General features: G+C 56.2%; 18 protein-coding genes. 6 read left to right on the top strand and 12 right to left on the bottom strand.

What is annotated here, in order from left to right; translation table 11 throughout:
- Positions 1-124 precede the first annotated feature (124 nt).
- Entirely contained in the window at positions 125-439 is a 315-nt protein-coding gene (locus HV355_RS10390; protein ID WP_120159816.1) for a DUF485 domain-containing protein, read from the top strand.
- Entirely contained in the window at positions 436-2,085 is a 1,650-nt protein-coding gene (gene actP, locus HV355_RS10395) for a cation/acetate symporter ActP (protein ID WP_063624406.1), read from the top strand. Before HV355_RS10390 ends, actP begins: the two co-directional genes overlap by 4 nt.
- Before the next feature lie 32 nt (positions 2,086-2,117).
- On the opposite strand, the gene HV355_RS10400 is transcribed toward actP, so the two are convergent.
- Together HV355_RS10400 and HV355_RS10405 are read right to left on the bottom strand one after the other, a co-directional pair.
- Positions 2,118-2,807 carry an LrgB family protein gene (locus HV355_RS10400; RefSeq protein WP_108418085.1) on the bottom strand — a complete coding sequence of 230 codons (690 nt, stop codon included), beginning with the start codon at positions 2,805-2,807 and terminating at the stop codon, positions 2,118-2,120.
- Positions 2,800-3,210 carry a CidA/LrgA family protein gene (locus tag HV355_RS10405; protein ID WP_059312929.1) on the bottom strand — a complete coding sequence of 137 codons (411 nt, stop codon included), beginning with the start codon at positions 3,208-3,210 and terminating at the stop codon, positions 2,800-2,802. The genes HV355_RS10400 and HV355_RS10405 overlap by 8 nt, the downstream gene beginning before the upstream one ends.
- A gap of 102 nt (positions 3,211-3,312) precedes the next feature.
- Here HV355_RS10405 and HV355_RS10410 point away from each other — a divergent pair, with 102 nt between their 5' ends.
- Positions 3,313-4,218, top strand: a complete 906-nt coding sequence (locus HV355_RS10410) for a LysR family transcriptional regulator (RefSeq protein WP_182401833.1) — start codon at positions 3,313-3,315, stop codon at positions 4,216-4,218.
- Positions 4,219-4,283: 65 nt separating this feature from the next.
- On the opposite strand, the gene HV355_RS10415 is transcribed toward HV355_RS10410, so the two are convergent.
- The 4 genes from HV355_RS10415 to soxR form a co-directional block, all read right to left on the bottom strand.
- Positions 4,284-5,930, bottom strand: a complete 1,647-nt coding sequence (locus tag HV355_RS10415; protein ID WP_042719168.1) for a Na+/H+ antiporter — start codon at positions 5,928-5,930, stop codon at positions 4,284-4,286.
- Positions 5,931-6,082: 152 nt separating this feature from the next.
- Positions 6,083-7,432, bottom strand: a complete 1,350-nt coding sequence (gene ghxP / locus HV355_RS10420) for a guanine/hypoxanthine transporter GhxP (protein WP_042719170.1) — start codon at positions 7,430-7,432, stop codon at positions 6,083-6,085.
- A 298-nt stretch (positions 7,433-7,730) separates the two neighbouring features.
- Positions 7,731-8,402, bottom strand: coding sequence for a glutathione S-transferase (locus HV355_RS10425; protein WP_109492559.1), 672 nt, complete (start codon positions 8,400-8,402; stop codon positions 7,731-7,733).
- A 367-nt stretch (positions 8,403-8,769) separates the two neighbouring features.
- Positions 8,770-9,228, bottom strand: a complete 459-nt coding sequence (gene soxR, locus HV355_RS10430; protein WP_089598624.1) for a redox-sensitive transcriptional activator SoxR — start codon at positions 9,226-9,228, stop codon at positions 8,770-8,772.
- Positions 9,229-9,326: 98 nt separating this feature from the next.
- Here soxR and soxS point away from each other — a divergent pair, with 98 nt between their 5' ends.
- Positions 9,327-9,653, top strand: a complete 327-nt coding sequence (gene soxS / locus HV355_RS10435; protein ID WP_013095071.1) for a superoxide response transcriptional regulator SoxS — start codon at positions 9,327-9,329, stop codon at positions 9,651-9,653.
- A 6-nt stretch (positions 9,654-9,659) separates the two neighbouring features.
- Here soxS and HV355_RS10440 read toward each other — a convergent pair whose 3' ends face one another.
- A complete protein-coding gene (locus tag HV355_RS10440; RefSeq protein WP_100167220.1) occupies positions 9,660-11,225 on the bottom strand; it encodes an EAL domain-containing protein in 1,566 nt (521 codons plus the stop codon).
- Between the two features lie 648 nt (positions 11,226-11,873).
- Between HV355_RS10440 and HV355_RS10445 the strand changes: the two genes are divergently transcribed.
- On the top strand, positions 11,874-12,155 hold the full coding sequence (locus HV355_RS10445; RefSeq protein WP_003860282.1) for a YjcB family protein: 282 nt from the start codon (positions 11,874-11,876) through the stop codon (positions 12,153-12,155).
- Positions 12,156-12,215: 60 nt separating this feature from the next.
- Here the strand turns inward: HV355_RS10445 and ssb1 are convergent, their stop codons facing one another.
- Positions 12,216-12,746: a single-stranded DNA-binding protein SSB1 gene (gene ssb1, locus HV355_RS10450; RefSeq protein WP_023310055.1), complete on the bottom strand. Its 531-nt coding sequence runs from the start codon at positions 12,744-12,746 to the stop codon at positions 12,216-12,218.
- Positions 12,747-12,997: 251 nt separating this feature from the next.
- Here ssb1 and uvrA point away from each other — a divergent pair, with 251 nt between their 5' ends.
- Complete coding sequence (uvrA, locus tag HV355_RS10455) at positions 12,998-15,820, top strand: excinuclease ABC subunit UvrA (protein ID WP_108418088.1); 2,823 nt, start codon at positions 12,998-13,000, stop codon at positions 15,818-15,820.
- Between the two features lie 3 nt (positions 15,821-15,823).
- Here the strand turns inward: uvrA and HV355_RS10460 are convergent, their stop codons facing one another.
- From HV355_RS10460 to alr, 4 genes are all read right to left on the bottom strand, one after another.
- Positions 15,824-16,177: an MmcQ/YjbR family DNA-binding protein gene (locus HV355_RS10460; RefSeq protein ID WP_023310053.1), complete on the bottom strand. Its 354-nt coding sequence runs from the start codon at positions 16,175-16,177 to the stop codon at positions 15,824-15,826.
- A 116-nt stretch (positions 16,178-16,293) separates the two neighbouring features.
- A complete protein-coding gene (gene aphA / locus HV355_RS10465; protein ID WP_172701648.1) occupies positions 16,294-17,007 on the bottom strand; it encodes an acid phosphatase AphA in 714 nt (237 codons plus the stop codon).
- Between the two features lie 268 nt (positions 17,008-17,275).
- Positions 17,276-18,469 carry an aromatic amino acid transaminase gene (gene tyrB, locus HV355_RS10470; RefSeq protein ID WP_042718380.1) on the bottom strand — a complete coding sequence of 398 codons (1,194 nt, stop codon included), beginning with the start codon at positions 18,467-18,469 and terminating at the stop codon, positions 17,276-17,278.
- 119 nt (positions 18,470-18,588) lie between these two features.
- The gene (alr, locus tag HV355_RS10475) at positions 18,589-19,668 is read right to left on the bottom strand and encodes an alanine racemase (protein WP_108418091.1); all 1,080 of its coding nucleotides are present in this window, start codon (positions 19,666-19,668) and stop codon (positions 18,589-18,591) included.
- Positions 19,669-19,671 lie beyond the last annotated feature (3 nt).

Genomic DNA, 19,671 nt, shown 5'->3' on the forward strand with positions numbered 1-19,671 from the left:
CTCTCCCCGTGGGAGAGGGCCGGGGTGAGGGCATCAGACCGCACCTTCCTCCCCTCACCCTAACCCTCTCCCCATAGGGGAGAGGGGATAAAAACAAACCAACCTTACCTCTGGAGACTCTGTGATGAATGACCATATTTGTCAGCAGATAGAAAATAGTGCGCACTACAGGGAGCTCGTCGATAAGCGGCAACGGTTTGCCTTCTTACTTTCCATCATCATGCTGGTTATTTACGTCGGCTTTATTCTGCTCATCGCCTTCGCCCCGCACTGGCTGGGCACCCCGCTGCACGCGGGTACCAGCGTCACGCGCGGTATTCCCATCGGCATCGGCGTGATTGTGATTTCGTTTGTGCTGACCGGCGTATACGTCTGGCGTGCGAACGGTGAATTCGATCGTCTTAACAAAGCGGTTCTGCATGAGGTAAAAGCATCATGAAGCGAGTCCTGACGGCGCTTGCCGCCACACTTCCCTTTGCTGCCCATGCGGCAGATGCCATTACCGGCGAGGTCCAGCGTCAGCCAACCAACTGGCAGGCGATTGTGATGTTCCTGATTTTCGTCCTGTTGACGCTGTATATCACCTACTGGGCGTCGAAGCGCGTGCGTTCCCGTAACGATTACTACACGGCGGGCGGCAACATTACCGGCTTCCAGAACGGGCTGGCGATTGCGGGTGACTTTATGTCCGCCGCCTCGTTCCTCGGGATCTCCGCGCTGGTGTACACCTCCGGCTATGACGGCCTGATCTACTCCCTCGGCTTCCTCGTCGGCTGGCCGATCATTCTGTTCCTGATTGCCGAACGCTTGCGCAACCTGGGACGTTACACCTTCGCTGACGTGGCATCCTATCGCCTGAAGCAGGGGCCGATTCGTACCCTCTCCGCCTGCGGCTCGCTGGTGGTGGTGGCGCTGTATCTGATCGCCCAGATGGTGGGCGCGGGCAAGCTTATCGAACTGCTGTTTGGCCTGAACTACCACGTCGCGGTGGTGCTGGTCGGCGTGCTGATGGTGATGTACGTCCTGTTCGGCGGCATGCTGGCGACGACGTGGGTGCAGATCATCAAAGCCGTCCTGCTGCTGTTCGGTGCCAGCTTTATGGCCTTTATGGTGATGAAGCACGTCGGCTTCAGCTTCAATAACCTGTTTACCGAAGCGATGGCGGTCCACCCGAAAGGGGAAGCGATCATGAGCCCGGGCGGGCTGGTGAAAGATCCGATATCCGCGCTCTCTCTCGGTCTCGGCCTGATGTTCGGCACCGCGGGTTTACCGCATATCCTGATGCGCTTCTTTACCGTGAGCGATGCGCGTGAAGCACGTAAAAGCGTCTTCTATGCCACCGGCTTTATGGGTTACTTCTACATTCTGACCTTTATCATCGGCTTTGGCGCGATCATGCTGGTGGGGGCGAACCCGGCGTTTAAAGACGCGGCGGGCGCGTTGATTGGCGGTAACAACATGGCGGCGGTGCACCTGGCCGACGCGGTTGGCGGTAACCTGTTCCTCGGCTTCATCTCCGCCGTGGCCTTCGCCACCATCCTCGCGGTGGTTGCAGGGCTGACGCTGGCAGGCGCGTCTGCGGTGTCGCATGACCTCTACGCCAACGTCATCCGCAAAGGCGCGAGCGAGCGCGATGAGCTGAAGGTCTCGAAAATCACCGTGCTGGTGCTGGGCGTGGTGGCGATCCTGCTGGGTATCCTGTTCGAGAAGCAGAACATCGCCTTTATGGTGGGGCTGGCCTTCTCGATTGCGGCAAGCTGTAACTTCCCGATCATCCTGCTCTCCATGTATTGGTCAAAACTGACCACCCGTGGGGCGATGATTGGCGGCTGGCTGGGTCTGCTGACGGCTGTGATCCTGATGGTTCTCGGTCCAACCATCTGGGTGCAGATCCTCGGTCACGCAAGCGCCATCTTCCCGTATGAATACCCGGCGCTGTTCTCCATTGCCGTGGCGTTTATCGGGATCTGGTTCTTCTCGGCCACCGACAATTCGCCGGAGGGTAACCTGGAGCGCGAGAAATTCCGCGCCCAGTTTATCCGCTCACAAACCGGTCTCGGCGTCGAGCAGGGCCGCGCGCACTAAGCCTTTCTCCCCGGTCATTCTGGCCGGGGAAATTAAAACATCACCCACGCCACCAGCGGCGCAATCAGTACCATTACCACGCCCGAAAGCATCATCACCAGGCTCGCGACCACGCCCTCCTGCTGACCCAGCTCATACGAACGCGCCGTTCCCGCGCCGTGCGACGCCGCGCCAAACCCTGCCCCTTTCGCCATACCTTCGCGAATGGAAAGCCGCAGGAACAGCACATCGCCCACCGCCATGCCGAACACGCCCGTCACCACCACAAACAGCGCCACCAGATCCGGCTGCCCGCCGAGCGGCTTGGCTGCCGCCAGCGCAAACGGCGTGGTCACCGAGCGCACGGCGAGGCTGCGCTGAATTTCATCGGACAAGGTAAACAGCCGCGCCAGCCAGACGGAGCTGCACACTGCGACCACCGTGGCGGTGATCACACCTGCGCTGAGCGACATCCAGTGACGTTTGATAATCGCCAGGTTGTCGTAAACGGGGACGGCAAAAGCGATGGTCGCCGGGCCAAGCAGCCACAACAGCCAGTGGGATTCACCAATGTAGTTCTGCCAGGAGATATGGCCGAAGACCAGCATCAGTACCAGCAGGATCGGCGTGAAGACCAGCGGCATCAGCGGCAGGGCGTGAAAGCGGCGGTACAGTCGCTTATTGGCAAAGTAGATAATTAGCGTGGCGACCAGGCACAGCACGCTAATCTGAAAGTTAGTCATGCTTCTGCCTGCTGATTTCAAAGCGATACACTTTATCCACCACCCAGGCGGTCGCCCCCAGCACCATCAGCGTGCTTAACGCGATGACCGCAAAGATGCGCCATCCGTCGACCATCAGCAGCTGCGCGTAGTTCACTACCGCTACTACGGCAGGGACAAAGAACAGCAACATCTCCGCCAGCAGCCAGCGCGCCCCGGCGCGTACCCAGTTAAGGGGGATCACGCGACAGAGAATAAGCGTCAGCATCAGCAGCATACCGACAAGATTCGCAGGCAGCGGCAGATGCAGCCAGCCGACGAGATATTCAGCGAAAACAAACAGTCCCGCGTAGAGCAGTACCTGAACCGGTACCTGGAGTCGTTGCACAACGGCAGGCGTAACACGGCTTAACGCCACGGCCATGGAGGGTTTCCTCAAAAATGAGACGAGGCGCCAGTATAGAGACCGCACGGTGTGGACTGAAATGAATTAAAATCATCGAAGGCATAGTTTCGAGGAATAATCATGGACATAAGAACGCTGCGCTATTTTATCGAAGTGGTTCGCCAGCAAAGTTTTACCCGCGCAGCGGAGAAGTTGTTCGTTACCCAGCCTACCATCAGCAAGATGCTGAAAAACCTCGAAGACGAGCTGAACTGTACTCTGCTGATCCGCGACGGGCGCAAGCTGTTGCTGACCGACACCGGACGCGTGGTGTTCGAGCGCGGGCTGGCGATTCTGGCCGAGTTCCGCCAGCTGGAGGCGGAGCTGGGCGACATCAACCACCTGACGAAAGGGGTGCTGCGCCTCGGCATTCCACCGATGGTGGGGATGATGATGGCCGGGCCGATTAGCCTGTTTCGCCAGCGTTATCCCGGCGTTGAGCTGAAAATTTCAGAATTTGGCGGCTTAACCGTTCAGCAGGCGGTCACCAACGGCGATCTGGACGTGGCGATGACCGCCCTTCCCGTTGAGGAGGAGAGCGGACTGGCGACGCTGCCGCTCTTTAGCCATCCGCTGTGCGTGCTGGTGCCCCGCTCCGGTGAATGGCTGAAGATAGACTCGGTGAAGCCCGAACTGCTCGGCGAGCACCCTCTGCTGATTTACAACGAAGATTTCGCCCTCAGCCGCCAGCTGATGGCGCTGTTTAATCAACACAACGTCAAGCCCCGCATTGCGGTGCGCAGCGGCCAGTGGGATTTCCTGGCGGCGATGGTACAGGCAGGCGTGGGGATTGCCATTCTGCCGCAGCCTATCTGCGAGCGGCTGGATAAAAACACGCTACGCTGGATCCCGCTGGAGAGCGACCTGCACTGGCAGCTAGGGATGATCTGGCGAGAAGGGGTGTATCTGTCGCACAGCGCGCAGGCGTGGTTGCAGTGTTGTGAGGGGTTTTGGGTTTCCCCCTCACCCCAACCCCTCTCCCCATAGGGGCGAGGGGCTCGATCGGTTCCCTCTCCCACAGGGAGAGGGTTAGGGTGAGGGGCAACAGCGTGCTACTGATTCTCTATCAACAGCGCTTCCAGCAGGTCCAGATCGTGCAGCAGCTTTTGCAGCGTTTCGTTGCTGATCTGCCGCGTGGCGCGCAGGTGATAAAGCTCGGCACGCTCTGAGCGCAGCGCCGCCAGGCGGAACCGGCGCTCCAGGTTCTCCTCCTGCAGCGAGCTTTCCACGTCGTTACGCCCGTCGGCCCGACGACGCAGGTTACCAATCACGCGGGAACTCACTTCCGTCAGCAGCTGATTATCGATGTTCTCTTCCGCATCCGCGGCCAGGCGTTCTTCCATTTTCTGGATGGCGACAATTGCCACTTCAGCGGTAGCCGCCCGCGCAATACGTTCTTCTTTATGCTGCTGGGTCGAATCGCCGACATCAATATGCTGGAGTAAAATCGGCAGCATAATCACGCCGACAAACAGTGAGAACAGAATGACGCCTGCTGCCAGGAATACCAGCTCGTAGCGTGCCGGGAAGACATCTCCCGTCGGTAACAGCAGTGGAATAGAGAGCACACCAGCAAGGGTGATCGCCCCGCGCACGCCCGCAAACGAGGCAATCAGCAGCTCACGCGTTGACCATGAACCGAACTCCATCGGCTTTTTGGTCAGGAAGCGCACGCTGAACTTCTTCATCGTCCACAGCCAGCCAAAACGCACCAGCATCAGCGCCATGTAGATCAGCACGATATCGGTGAACAGCAGCCAGGTTTCAACGTTAGGATCGGCCTCAGCCGCCACCAGCGAGGTCTCCAGAATGCCGGGCAACTGCAGACCCAACAGCAGAAATACCATGCCGTTAAATACGAATTCGAGCATCGCCCAGGTGCTGTTGGCGCGCAGGCGCATCGCCAGCGGCGCGCGGCGCATCACGCCGGAGCGGGTGATGGTCATCCCTGCCGCCACTGCCGCCAGAATGCCCGACACGCCGATGTGTTCAGCAATCAGGTAGGAAGCAAACGGCAGCAGGAACAGCAGAACGATTTGCGTTGCAGGTTCATCACCGCCCCAGCGGCTGAGGAAGCGCAACGAGCGACCGTACAGCCAGCTCACCACGAAACCAGCCAGAATACCGCCAATCGCCACCTTAAAGAACTCCAGGGTCGCACCGCCAACGGTAAAGACCATGGTGCCCATGGCTACCGCCACGGCAAACTTCAGGGCCACCAGGCCGGAGGCGTCGTTCATCAGCGCCTCGCCCTGCAAAATGCCCATGATTTTCTTCGGAATACGGCCTTCGCCCACAATGCCGGAAAGCGCCACGGCATCGGTTGGCGACAGCACGGCGGCCAGCGCAAAGGCAGGGATTAACGGAATGCCCGGCACCATCCAGTAGATCAGGAAACCAATCCCGACCACGGTAACGACCACCAGCGCCAGCGCCAGACCGAAGATCTCTCGCCCGTGTTCGAGGAATTCGCGCGTGGGGGTTTTCCAGCCATCGGCGAACAGCAGCGGCGGGATAAACAGCACGAGGAACAGTTCCGGATCGAACTCAACGTGCAGGCCAAACGTCGGCCACGCCAGCAGCGCACCGATGGCAATTTGCATTAATGGCAGGGGAATTTGAAAGGGTAGTACGCGTGTAACCACCCCGGATAGCGAGACCACAAGGGTCATGATGAGTATTGTGAAGAAGATTTCCATGCGTTCCCTGTTTGCTGTGTTGCTTATAAGCCAAACCTAAGGCGTCGTGCCTTTTATTCTATCTTCTCCAGAGTAACGCAAAAGGCAACGGGATGAGTCCTGAAAATAAAAACGGGCGGCCTGAGCCACCCGTTTTCGCATCAATGGATAACTTAGATTGCCCAGCCGCCCGCGTAGAACGCCACCAGTGCGATAGCGATAACGACGGTGCCGATGTTCAGCTTGCGCCATTCACCCGAGACCAGACGACCAATCACCAGCGAAGCGAAACCGATCATAATGCCGGTCACGATGTTGCAGGTCAGCACGATAAAGACCGCGGTGATCAGGCCGGACATCGCGTCCACGAAGTCCGCAAAATCGATTTTCGCCACGTTGCTCAGCATCAGCAGGCCGACGTACATCAGCGCAGGTGCGGTCGCATAAGCCGGGACCAGATAAGAGAGCGGAGAGAGGAACAGGATCAGCAGGAACAGCACGCCGACGGTGATTGCCGTCAGACCGGTTTTACCGCCTGCTGCCGTACCCGCTGCGGACTCGATGTACACCGCCGCAGGCGCCGCGCCCACCAGACCAGAGAAAACGCTGCTCAGGGAGTCGGTCGTCAGCGCTTTGCCACCGTCGATAATCTGACCGTCTTTATCCAGCAGGTTTGCCTGACCGGCCACCGCGCGGATGGTACCGGTCGCGTCAAACACGGCGGTCATCACCAGCGCCAGCACGCTTGGCAGGATCACCGGGTTCAGCGCGCCGACAATATCCAGGCTGCCAATCAGGGAGTTGCCTTTGTCATCGCTCAGGGACGGCATGGCGAAGATACCGGAGAAGTGCACGGTCGGGTCGAAGATCAGGCCAACAATAGAAACGCCGATAATGGTCAGCAGAATGCCACCCGGCACTTTCAGTTTTTCCAGACCAATAATTACCGCCAGACCAATCAGGGACATGATCACCGGGAAGCTGGCGAAGTGACCCAGCGCCACCGGCAGGCCGTCCAGCGGGTTCTTGATCACCAGGCCCACGCCGTTCGCGGCGATCAGCAGCAGGAACAGGCCGATACCGATACCCGTACCGTGCGCCACGCCCTGCGGCAGGTTGCGCAAAATCCAGCTACGGATGCCGGTTGCGGAAATCACGGTAAACAGCACGCCCATCAGGAACACGGCACCGAGCGCAACGGGCACGCTGATGTGCTGACCCAGCACGAGGCTGAACGCGGTAAACGCGGTCAGAGAGATGGCACAGCCGATTGCCAGCGGCAGGTTCGCCCACAGGCCCATCACGATAGAGCCAACACCGGCCACGAGACAGGTGGCAACAAAGACAGCCGCAGGCGGGAAGCCCGCTTTGCCCAACATGCCCGGTACAACGATGACGGAGTACACCATCGCCAGAAACGTCGTCAGACCCGCAACGACTTCCTGGCGCACGGTGCTGCCGCGAGCAGAAATTTTAAAGATGGCGTCAAGCGAACCGCCGGTACGCGCAGATGGCGTAGACATAGAAAACATCCCCTGAGAGTTTTTATAGAACGTCCATAAGCGTGGTGGAGACGCCACTGCCAGCTATAACGTCAAATCCATATCTTGCGTTTGCGACAAAAGGGGCGTCACAAAAAAAGCAAACGTTTAGCTCCGCGCTTACGAAACGGGTGGTCAAATTAAGGCAAACGATTATCTAGCCTAATCCCCGCCCTTTTCAACTGAACTTTCTCGTTTTTCGCTAAAATTCCCTTATGACGATGAAGAAATAAACAGACGATGCGCAAACGTTATCGTCTATGCGCAATTTAGTTACATTTCACCCTTCGCCAGGGATAGTGAGCGGCCCGCCCTGTTCCAGTGTTTTTTGCCAGCCGGGACGATTTTCGACCTTTTTCTTCCAGGCATGGGTATGCGGGAGGTTGTCGACGCCACCGCGCGCCAGCAGGGCAAAGATCGGGAAACTCATCTGAATATCGGCCATGCTGAGCGTGTCACCGGCAAACCAACTGTTCTCTGAAAGGTGCGATTCGATATAACGCGCATGGGTTTCCAGCTGGCGGTTGAGGTAAGCTTTTTGTACTCCCTGCCCCAGCGCTTTCCCCAGCGTGCGCATCCCAAACGGCACGGGGGGTTTGCCCAGGCTGTTAAAAACCAGCTTCATTAACAGCAATGGCATAAGCGAACCTTCTGCGTAGTGCAGCCAGAAACGATATTGCACCTTGTGAGCAGGATCCCGCGGTTTAAGGTGCGATTCTGCGTCGTAGGTTTCCTGGAGATATTCCAGAATGGCACCGGACTCGGCAAGGATCAGCCCGTTGTCTTCAATGACCGGTGATTTGCCCAGCGGATGCACTTTTTTGAGAGACTCAGGCGCCAGCATGGTTTTTTCACGCTGGTAATGAACAATCTCATAAGGCAGGGCAAGTTCTTCCAGCGCCCAGATCACGCGGTGCGAGCGTGACTGGTTAAGGTGATGTACCGTGAGCATGATTGTCTCCTGTAATTCATACTTTCTAACTATAGAAAATCGAACAACATCGCGAAAAAATTTTGGCTAAAAAGAAACCCTCCACGCTGGCGAAAATCGGGGTCTTGCATAGAATTAAAGTGTCAGCACAAACCGGAACCTCCCCAACTTGCTCGACATGAGGGGTGCTGATGTCGGGGGAAACCCTCCCGTGAACCAGCGGGATAGAGAGAAAGACAAAGACCGGGAAAAACTAAAGCGCCCTTTGTGGCGCTTTAGTTCTTTATTATGCTTTTTGCCGGGTGACGCTTCGCTTACCCGGCCTACGTTCTCGGTTTTGTAGGCCGGGTAAGGCGCAGCCGCCACCCGGCAAACCGGCCGCACATACTCAATCCTCCTCCAGCAACCGCGCGCCCGTTCCCTGCTCGCCCAGCCTGTCGCCGGGGTTACGCAACGGGCAGTCGCTGCGAGATAAACACCCACAGCCAATACAGCCATCCAGTTCGTCACGCAGCACGACCAGTGTGTGAATGCGTCGGTCCAGCTCTTCACGCCACTGGGACGACAGCTCTTTCCACTCTTTCGGGCTAAGCGTGTGTCCTTCCGGCAGCACGCCGAACGCATCGCCGATGGTGGCCAGGGGGATTCCGATTCGTTGCGCAATTTTGATAATCGCCACATAGCGGAGCACGTCGCGGGTGTAACGCCGCTGGTTTCCGGCATTACGGATACTCTTAATTAACCCTTTGCTTTCATAGAAGTGGAGCGCCGACACCGCAACGCCGCTGCGCTTTGCCACTTCACCGGGGGTTAAGAGCGCTTTAATTCGCGGCAATCTCTTTTCCATAAAACCTCTTTACCTCAAGTTAACTTGAGGAATTATACTCCCCCGCAGAGAAAACGACGAATCCACCAGGATAGATGTATCTACAGAGGGGCAACCTTATGTCGCATCAGCAAATTATTCAGACGCTTATTGAATGGATTGATGAACATATCGACCAACCGTTGAACATTGATGTGGTCGCTAAAAAATCGGGCTATTCGAAATGGTATTTACAGAGAATGTTCCGCACCGTCATGCATCAGACGCTGGGTGAGTACATTCGCCAGCGCAGACTGCTGCTGGCAGCGCAGGCGCTACGTTCGACGCAGCGGCCTATTTTTGATATCGCGATGGATCTGGGTTATGTCTCGCAACAAACCTTTTCCCGCGTGTTTCGCCGTGAATTTGACCGCACGCCGAGCGATTACCGCCACCAGTTGAATTAATGTGTATCAGTGCAAAGGTTGCTGCTGCCAGGCCATAAATTCCTGGGGCGGCATCGCTTTCGCGAAGTGCCATCCCTGACAATACTGCACGCCACGCTTCAACAGCCAGCTGACCTGCTCTGCCGTTTCCACACCTTCCGCAATCGTTTTAAGACGCAAACTTTGCGCCATCTCAATGATGTGCTCAGCAATCAGGTGGCTGGTGCTGTTGGTGGTTAAGGTATCGATAAAGGATTTATCGATTTTCAGGATATCGACGTTCAGCGAATAAAGGTTATGCAGGTTGGAGTAACCGGTCCCGAAATCATCGATGGCCACTTCATAGCCCGCCTGACGGAAAGCCTGAATAACGGGTGTGGTTTTAGGAACATCGATAAACCCGCGTTCCGTCACTTCAATCTTTATCTGCTGCGCGCGCACGGCATAGTGTCTGGCCTTGTCTGAGATCATCGCAATCAGGCGCGAAGAGTGGAAATCAGTCGCCGACAGGTTAATGGAAATATAGAGATCGGGATGCGTCGCCAGGAAATGCCCCAGATCGCTGAACACCTCTTCGACGACGTAATCCGTAATACGTTCGCTCATGCCCTCTTTTTCCGCCAGCGGGATAAATTCCACCGGACTCATCACCTGTCCGTTAAAGCCAGGCCAGCGCAGTAACGCTTCTGCCCCCACGCACCGATTATTTTTAATATCAATAATTGGCTGATAATGGACGCAAAGCTGGCGCTTATTCAGCGCACGATGCAGCAAACGGCCTGGGGAGTTGAGTTCACGGTGGGTGCGTGACCACACCAGCAGAATAATAATGCTGCAGATCATCCCCAGCGGCAGCGTCAGTGTGGCCTGATGATAAAGCGTTTCATAAAAGCGTGTATTCGATGTGGAAACGATGGCTGCGATAGGACGTTTATCGGATTTAACGATGGTATAAAAACGGTCATCTTTTTGAAATGTCGATTCCTTATCCCGGATTAGCGCATTCAATAATGTAATATTGGCCTGCTGGCTGACGGAAAAGAATGCATTAGTTACCGTGTCGTATACCCCCCACGACAGAGAATGATCGGCTGACATCACTTCACTGTAAGAAAGCGGATTGACCACCACAACATAATTTCCGCGCTGCATATATGTCATTTTATAGCCAGTAAAAAATGGCGTATCGCGATAATAATAGATGGCAATGTCGGGTTTACGTTTGTAATTGGCGACAGAAATCAGATAGGGCTGGTCGGGGGTAAAAACGGTTGAACAAAGAAAACGTTGGCCTTGTGCATAAATTAAATCGGCGACGAAAAGACGACCACGAACCACATTCAACATATATTGCCGGTGCTCAGGTGTACACAGTTTACCCTGATATTGTTCAGCGCCATCGCGTGCTAAATCAACCTGTTGAATGACAAGTTCTGTTTTGTCTAACGCAAGTCCAGCAAATGTGCGTAGTTGGGCGCTTGTTTCCGACACGGCTCTGAGCTGGGCAAACCATAGCGCAAGCATCACCGGTAGCATAACTACCATGATGATCCCTACCACCCTGAGCATCTTGCGCCGCGCGCTACGATTCATTTCCCGCCCTATATCCCTGCATGTTGTACGCCTGTAGTAATGAAGGCCGGATGCTTTGATAAACAGATGATTACGTTGCATGAATCATGCGAAGTTAGCAACCGACTTTTAGTATTAAAAATCTTAAAATTGCTTATGACGATAATATTTTCCCGTAAGCTAAACTGAAAGTATTCGTTCCGTTTCAATTAAGGAAAATAATTATCCACTACAGACGGGTAGTTTTAGATAGCACAACAGCGGATAGCTGATTAAACCAAAATTCTGGCCGCACGAAAAAAGAACAAGATGAACATGAAATTTCGTGATAATTGTTCCCCTCTGCTTTGTCGTTTGATTTATTAATAATCAAACGCAACCAGCATATTTTTATGACGGGCGTAAAAATAACGCTTCACTTCGCCAGTAAAATGGCTGACCAGACATGTCTCTTGCCCGAGCCACGCTCTCGCCGCACTTGCCCAGGCAGCCGTTGCGTTGAGGCGTCAGCCTCGCTGACAGAGATATATTCTCCATGGTGATAAATCGCCCATTTTTCCACGCCGTGAGACTGGCGAATAAAACAGCAAATGTGATATAGTTCACACATCCTGTGTAACGAGAAACATTGTTTCATTTCAGTTCGTCTGTTTTGTCGAGGATGGGTTTATGGCGACCATTACCACCAGCATGGTTCTCCTTCGCTGGCCATTGTTAAGTGCGGTTTTGATGTTTTTAGCCAGCACGCTGAACATTCAGTTTCGTAAATCTGACTACGCTGGCCTTGCGGTGATCAGCACCCTGCTGGGGCTGGGTGCAGCCTGCTGGTTTGCAACGGGCCTGCTTGGCATTACCCTGGTGGATATCGCTGCCGTTTGGGAAAATATAAAAGTGGTGATGGTGGAAGCCATGAGCCACACGCCACCAGACTGGCCGATGGTGATTACCTGATCCCTTCAACAATAAAAAAACCCAGACGATGTCTGGGTTTTTTGTTTTCGCATCCGTTGATCAGAATGGAATGTCGTCGTCGAAATCCATTGGCGGTTCGTTAGACGGGGCCGGAGCAGACTGCTGCTGCGGACGAGACTGCGCGCCGCCGCTGAACTGGTTGCCGCCCTGCGGCTGCTGAGGCTGACCCCAACCGCCCTGCTGCTGGCTCTGTCCGCCACCTGCCGGTGCGCCACCGCCCTGACGGCCACCCAGCATCTGCATGGTGCCGCCCACGTTCACCACGACTTCCGTGGTGTACTTCTCAGCGCCGGACTGATCGGTCCATTTGCGGGTACGCAGCTGGCCTTCGATATAGACCTGAGAACCTTTACGCAGATACTCACCGGCCACTTCGGCCAGTTTGCCAAACAGCACAACGCGGTGCCATTCGGTCTGCTCTTTCATCTCACCGGTCGCTTTATCACGCCAGGATTCGGAAGTAGCCAGCGTAATGTTGGCAACTGCGCCACCACTCGGCATGTAGCGTACTTCCGGGTCCTGGCCCAGATTACCGACGAGAATCACCTTGTTTACGCCTCTGCTGGCCATGTTCGTGTCTCCTGAATACGTTTCTTAATAGTGTAAACGCGCGAGTGTACCATTTCCACGCGGCAATTTGCATAGTTGCGTAGTTGGTTCAGAAATCTCTCGCGAACTCGACATTGTTACACAGCCAATCAGAAAATGCATTCCAATACTGTATATTCAAACAGGTTAAATTGTGTCATAATTAGCCGTTTCTGACAGCCGTTTGTCCTTCAAACAAATCAGGCAATCCGTGTTCCAACCGGGAAAGGTGAATGGATAAGATCGAAGTTCGGGGCGCCCGCACCCACAATCTCAAGAATATCAACCTCATAATCCCTCGCGACAAACTCATCGTCGTGACCGGGCTTTCGGGGTCTGGCAAATCCTCACTGGCTTTCGACACTTTGTATGCCGAAGGACAGCGTCGTTACGTTGAATCACTCTCCGCGTACGCGCGTCAGTTCCTGTCGCTGATGGAAAAACCGGATGTCGACCATATTGAAGGGTTGTCCCCTGCTATCTCTATTGAGCAGAAGTCCACCTCGCACAACCCGCGTTCTACGGTCGGTACCATTACCGAAATTCACGACTACCTGCGTCTGCTGTATGCCCGCGTAGGCGAGCCGCGCTGCCCGGACCACGACGTCCCGCTGGCGGCCCAGACCGTGAGCCAGATGGTGGATAACGTGCTGTCGCAGCCGGAAGGCAAACGCCTGATGCTGCTGGCACCGATCATTAAAGAGCGTAAGGGCGAGCACACCAAAACGCTGGAAAACCTGGCAAGCCAGGGCTATATCCGCGCCCGTATCGACGGCGAAGTGTGTGACCTGTCCGATCCGCCAAAGCTGGAACTGCAGAAGAAGCACACCATCGAAGTGGTCATTGATCGCTTTAAGGTGCGTGACGATCTCGCTACGCGTCTCGCGGAGTCCTTTGAAACGGCGCTGGAACTCTCTGGCGGCACGGCCGTGGTCTCCGACATGGACGACCCGAAAGCGGAAGAGCTGCTCTTCTCCGCCAACTTTGCCTGCCCGATTTGCGGCTACAGCATGCGCGAGCTGGAACCGCGTCTGTTCTCCTTCAACAACCCGGCCGGTGCCTGCCCGACGTGTGACGGCCTGGGCGTACAGCAGTATTTCGACCCGGACCGCGTGATCCAAAACCCGGAGCTGTCGCTGGCGGGCGGTGCCATTCGCGGCTGGGACAAGCGTAACTTCTACTACTTCCAGATGCTGAAATCGCTGGCAGAGCACTACAAGTTCGACGTTGAAGCGCCGTGGGCGAGCCTGAGCCCGAACGTGCACAAAGTGATCCTTTTCGGTTCCGGTAAAGAGAACATCGAGTTCAAGTACATGAACGATCGCGGCGATACCTCCGTGCGTCGCCATCCGTTCGAAGGGGTGCTGCACAATATGGAGCGCCGCTACAAAGAGACCGAATCCAGCGCGGTACGTGAAGAGCTGGCGAAGTTCATCAGCAACCGCTCCTGCGCCACCTGTGAGGGCACACGTCTGCGTCGCGAAGCACGCCACGTGTTTGTTGAAAACACGGCGCTGCCGACCATCTCAGACATGAGCATCGGCCACGCGATGGACTTCTTCAACAACCTGAAGCTCTCCGGCCAGCGTGCGAAAATTGCCGAAAAAGTGCTGAAAGAGATTGGCGATCGCCTGAAGTTCCTCGTGAACGTCGGCCTGAACTACCTGACGCTTTCCCGCTCGGCAGAAACGCTCTCCGGCGGGGAAGCCCAGCGTATCCGTCTGGCTAGCCAGATTGGCGCCGGTCTGGTAGGCGTGATGTACGTGCTGGATGAGCCGTCCATCGGCCTTCACCAGCGCGACAACGAGCGTCTGCTCGGCACGCTGGTTCACCTGCGCAACCTCGGCAACACGGTCATCGTGGTCGAGCACGACGAAGATGCGATCCGCGCGGCTGATCACGTCATCGACATCGGCCCAGGCGCTGGCGTGCACGGCGGCCAGGTCGTTGCTGAAGGGACGCTGAAAGACATTATGGCGGTGCCCGAGTCGCTGACTGGCCAGTTCATGAGCGGCAAGCGCAAAATTGAAGTGCCGAAACAGCGCGTAGCGGCAGATCCGGAAAAAGTGCTGAAGCTGACCGGCGCGCGCGGTAACAACCTGAAAGACGTCACCCTGACGCTACCGGTTGGCCTGTTTACCTGTATCACCGGCGTGTCCGGTTCCGGTAAATCGACGCTGATCAACGATACGCTGTTCCCGATTGCGCAGACGGCGCTGAACGGCGCGACGCTGGCCGAGCCTGCGCCGTACCGCGACATTCAGGGGCTGGAGCATTTCGATAAGGTTATCGACATCGACCAGAGCCCGATTGGCCGTACCCCGCGCTCTAACCCGGCGACCTATACCGGCGTCTTTACGCCCGTACGTGAACTCTTCGCGGGCGTACCGGAATCACGTTCGCGCGGGTATACGCCAGGACGTTTCAGCTTTAACGTGCGCGGCGGTCGCTGTGAAGCGTGCCAGGGCGATGGCGTGATCAAGGTTGAGATGCACTTCCTGCCGGATATCTACGTGCCGTGCGACCAGTGCAAAGGCAAACGCTATAACCGCGAAACGCTGGAGATTAAGTACAAAGGCAAGACCATTCACGAAGTGCTGGACATGACCATCGAAGAGGCGCGCGAGTTCTTTGACGCCGTCCCTGCGCTGGCGCGTAAGCTGCAAACGCTGATGGACGTAGGCCTGACCTACATTCGTCTGGGACAGTCGGCGACAACGCTTTCCGGTGGTGAAGCGCAGCGCGTGAAGTTGGCGCGTGAGCTGTCAAAACGCGGCACCGGTCAGACGCTGTACATTCTTGATGAGCCGACTACCGGTCTGCACTTTGCCGACATCCAGCAGCTGCTCGAGGTGCTGCATCAGTTGCGCGATCAGGGCAACACTATCGTGGTGATTGAGCACAACCTGGACGTGATTAAAACCGCGGACTGGATTGTCGATCTCGGCCCGGAAGGCGGCAGCGGCGGCGGTGAAATTCTCGTCTCCGGCACGCCAGAGACCGTTGCAGAGTGCGAAGCCTCGCACACCGCACGCTTCCTTAAACCGTTGCTGTAATCGTCACACGGAGAGCTGCTGTCGGGTCGTTTCCGGCAGCAGCTCAACCGCCTGCTGATAGGACGCGTCCACCAGGTAGTAAATTTGCGACCCGGGAATGGAACCGTCGAGATACACCGTGCTCCAGTGCGCTTTATTCAGATGCTTGCTTGGTCTGACATCATCGTGCTGCTGACGCAATAAATCGGCCAGCTCCGGGCTGGTTTTCAGCGACGCCGCCGGACGGCCTTCCACCTCTTTCACCATCGCAAACAGCACATCACCCACCTTAATCTGCGTGGCTTTCCAGTCGCTGTGGACGCTTTGCTCCGCGCCCGGCTTGCTCATGCAGTACTGAAGTATCTCCGAAATTGTCATCTTTGCTCCCCTGTGAATGGGTTAAACGCGAATTGAGTATCTGCCTCTTTAAGTGTGTAGCAAGACGACAAAAGGTAAACCCGGCAGGCCTGATTTGTTCAAAAAACCAGCATAACTCAGTATTCGGAATTAACAATCACCTCTTCGCCAAATTTCCCGGCCATCGGCAGCGGTCGATAGGTCGAGTTAGAGGCGCGTAATACCCTGATCCCTCTGGCTCCTGCGTCGTGCGCGGCGGTGATGTCGTTATCTGAATCGCCGTAGAACACTTTGATATTTTTCTGTTCCAGCCACTGGGTTTTGGTGTTTTGCCCTTCTTTATCACCCGCAAAAATAACCGGGTTCATGCTAGCAGCCGGGATCAGGAAATCATCCTGCAGCGTCTTTGAAACAGTTTCCGTTTTGGTCTGGCTCCGTCCGGTGACAAAGTAAATGCTGTCGCCGCGCTTCACGTGCATGGCGATCAGCGCGCGTGCCACCTCTTTCGGGATGCTGAATTCGTCCCAGCCGTTGTTCATTTTTTCCCAGAACTCCGGGTTCTTCAGATACGCTTCGCTGTCTGGCGACCAGGTTTTTTTGCCTCGCCAGAAGCCCGGACTCGAGAAGAGGACGGTATCGTCAATGTCGAAGCCAACGGCCATCGGCGGACGGCCTACCAGACTGTTTTCGATTTGTGCCACAGAGACCCAGTGAATGGGTGCCTGCTCGGCAAGAATGGCGGCGGTGGTACCGGTGTAAAGTGGCGTCGGTGCAGAAGCACGCGCGACGACGGCGCTATTAAGCGAGAACAATAAGCAGGCGGCGCTGAGCGCCAGTGTGATCTTGCGCATATTTTCCCCTGAATATTCAGTTTGTTATCGTTTTAATTTGAGCGGATGGTCAAAAAACTATCCGACCATAACCCCAGCGGGAAGTGAAGGGAAGGAGTTTTTGCTTATGAGGCTGAATAAAAAGAAGACGATCACAAAGCGCGGAAGTGGCGTGTAGGCCCGGTAAGCGAAGCGCCACCGGGCAATGATTGGCACCGGCGCAAACAAAAAAGCCGGGTGGCGGCTGCGCCTTACCCGGCCTACATATAGCATTAAAGTAAGTGAATACTCACATCACAGCAGCAAACGCCTGCGCTACGCGCTGAACGTTACTGGCATTCAGTCCTGCCACGCACATACGACCGCTGGCAATCAGGTAGACGCCGAACTCTTCGCGCAGGCGATCGACCTGCGCCGCGCTCAGTCCGGTGTAGCTGAACATTCCGCGCTGCTTGAGCAGATAGTCGAAGTTATGCCCCGGCACGGCCTCTTTCAGGACGTTAACCAGCTCCTGACGCATCGACAGAATGCGCTTACGCATTGCTTCCACTTCAGCAAGCCACGACGCTTTCAGCTTTTCGTCACCGAGAACCGTCGCCACCACCTGCGCACCAAAGTTTGGCGGGCTGGAGTAGATGCGGCGCACCGTTGCTTTAAGCTGACCCAGCACGCGACCCGCCGCTTCGGCGTCTTCACACACCACGGACAGACCGCCCACGCGCTCGCCGTAAAGCGAGAAGATTTTGGAGAAGGAGTTGCTGACCAGCGCTGGCAGCCCGGCGCTGGCCACGGCGCGGATGGCGTAAGCATCGTCTTCCATGCCCGCACCAAAGCCCTGATAGGCAATGTCGAGGAACGGAATCAGGTTGCGGGCTTTCAGTACCTCAATGACCGCATCCCACTGGGCATGGGTGAGATCCGCCCCGGTCGGGTTATGGCAGCACGGATGCAACAGCACAATACTGCGCTCAGGCAGCGTGTTCAGTTTTTCCAGCAGCGCTTCAACGCGCACGCCGTTGGTTTCGCTGTCGAACCATGGATAGGTCGCCACTTTGAAGCCTGCGCCCTCGAAGATCGCGACGTGGTTTTCCCACGTCGGGTCACTGACCCATACGCCTGAATCCGGGAAATATTTTTTCAGGAAGTCGGCCCCCACCTTCAGCGCACCCGAGCCGCCCAGCGTCTGGATGGTCGCCACGCGTTTTTGCGCGAGCACCGCGTGATCGGCACCAAACAGCAGCGGCGCGATGGTATTGCGGTAGGCATTTAGCCCTTCCATCGGCAGATAAAGAGAGGCACCGTGCGGAACAGCGTTCAGACGCGCTTCCGCTTCAGCAACGGCCTTCAACTGAGGGATAATGCCATCCTCGTTGTAATACAGACCAATACTGAGGTTCACTTTGTCGCTGCGAGGATCTTCTTTGAAACGCTCCATTAAGGAGAGAATAGGGTCGCCGGCATAGGCGTCAACTGTCTGAAACACGCGATGGTTCTCCGGAATTCGATGAGGCAGGAATTTCAACAATAAACCGGAAGTGGGAGAAGGTCGAGAGGATGTTAATAAAGTTGGAGTGAGGTTAAATCCCTCACTCCACTAGCGGTTCAATCAATGTACTTCATCGCTACCCTTGACGTCAGGCGCGTGATAAGTTCGTAAGCACTCACTTTCGTTAATTCAGCAATGCGTTCAACGGGCAAACCGTCCCCCCACATCACCACTGCATCGCCTGCTTTGTCCTGCGCTTCCGGCCCGAGGTCAACACAGATCATGTCCATCGCGACGCGACCAACAATTTTCACTTCACGACCATTGACCAGAACCGGCGTACCCGTCGGGGCGGCACGCGGATAACCGTCACCATACCCCATCGCCACTACGCCCAGGCGCGTATCGCGTTCACTGGTCCATGTGCCACCGTAACCCACCGGCTCACCGGCTTTATGCTCGCGCACGGCGATCAGGTTAGAGACAAGGGACATCACCGGCTGGAAACCGAAATCTGGCCCCCAGGGTTTGCCCTCCAGCGGCGACACACCGTAAAGGATAATGCCCGGGCGAGCCCAGTCGAAATGCGACTGCGGCCACAGCAGAATGCCGCCGGATGCCGCAATGGAACGCATCCCCGGTTTGCCTTCGCAGAAGGTGTTGAAGATATCGAGTTGCTTCTCTGTCGCACCACACTCCGGTTCATCGGCGCGAGCAAAATGGCTGACGATATTCACCGGCTGGCGCACGTTTTTGCACTGACACAGGCGATGATAAAACGCTTCTGCGTTTTCCGGGCGCACGCCCAGACGGTGCATGCCCGTGTCGAGCTTCATCCACACGGTCACCGGCTCGCTCAGCTCGGCGGTTTCGAGTGCCGCAAGCTGTTCTTCATTGTGTACCGCCGTGTGCAGATGCTGGTCGGCAATGGTTGGCAGGTCCGATGCTTCAAAAAAGCCTTCGAGGAGCAGAATCGGTTGGGTAATGCCGCCCGCGCGCAGGCGGAGAGCTTCTTCAAGACGGGCGACGCCAAAGGCGTCGGCATCGGGAAGCGTTCGCGCGGTCTCGAGAAGACCGTGTCCGTAAGCGTTCGCTTTCACGACTGCAACGAGCTTGCTGGCGGGTGCCAGTTCGCGCAGACGTTGCAGGTTGTGTCGCAGAGCGCGGCGGTTAATCACTACAGTTGCCGCTTGCATGTA

This window comes from Enterobacter sp. RHBSTW-01064 (assembly GCF_014103035.1).
Classification (GTDB): domain Bacteria; phylum Pseudomonadota; class Gammaproteobacteria; order Enterobacterales; family Enterobacteriaceae; genus Enterobacter; species Enterobacter mori.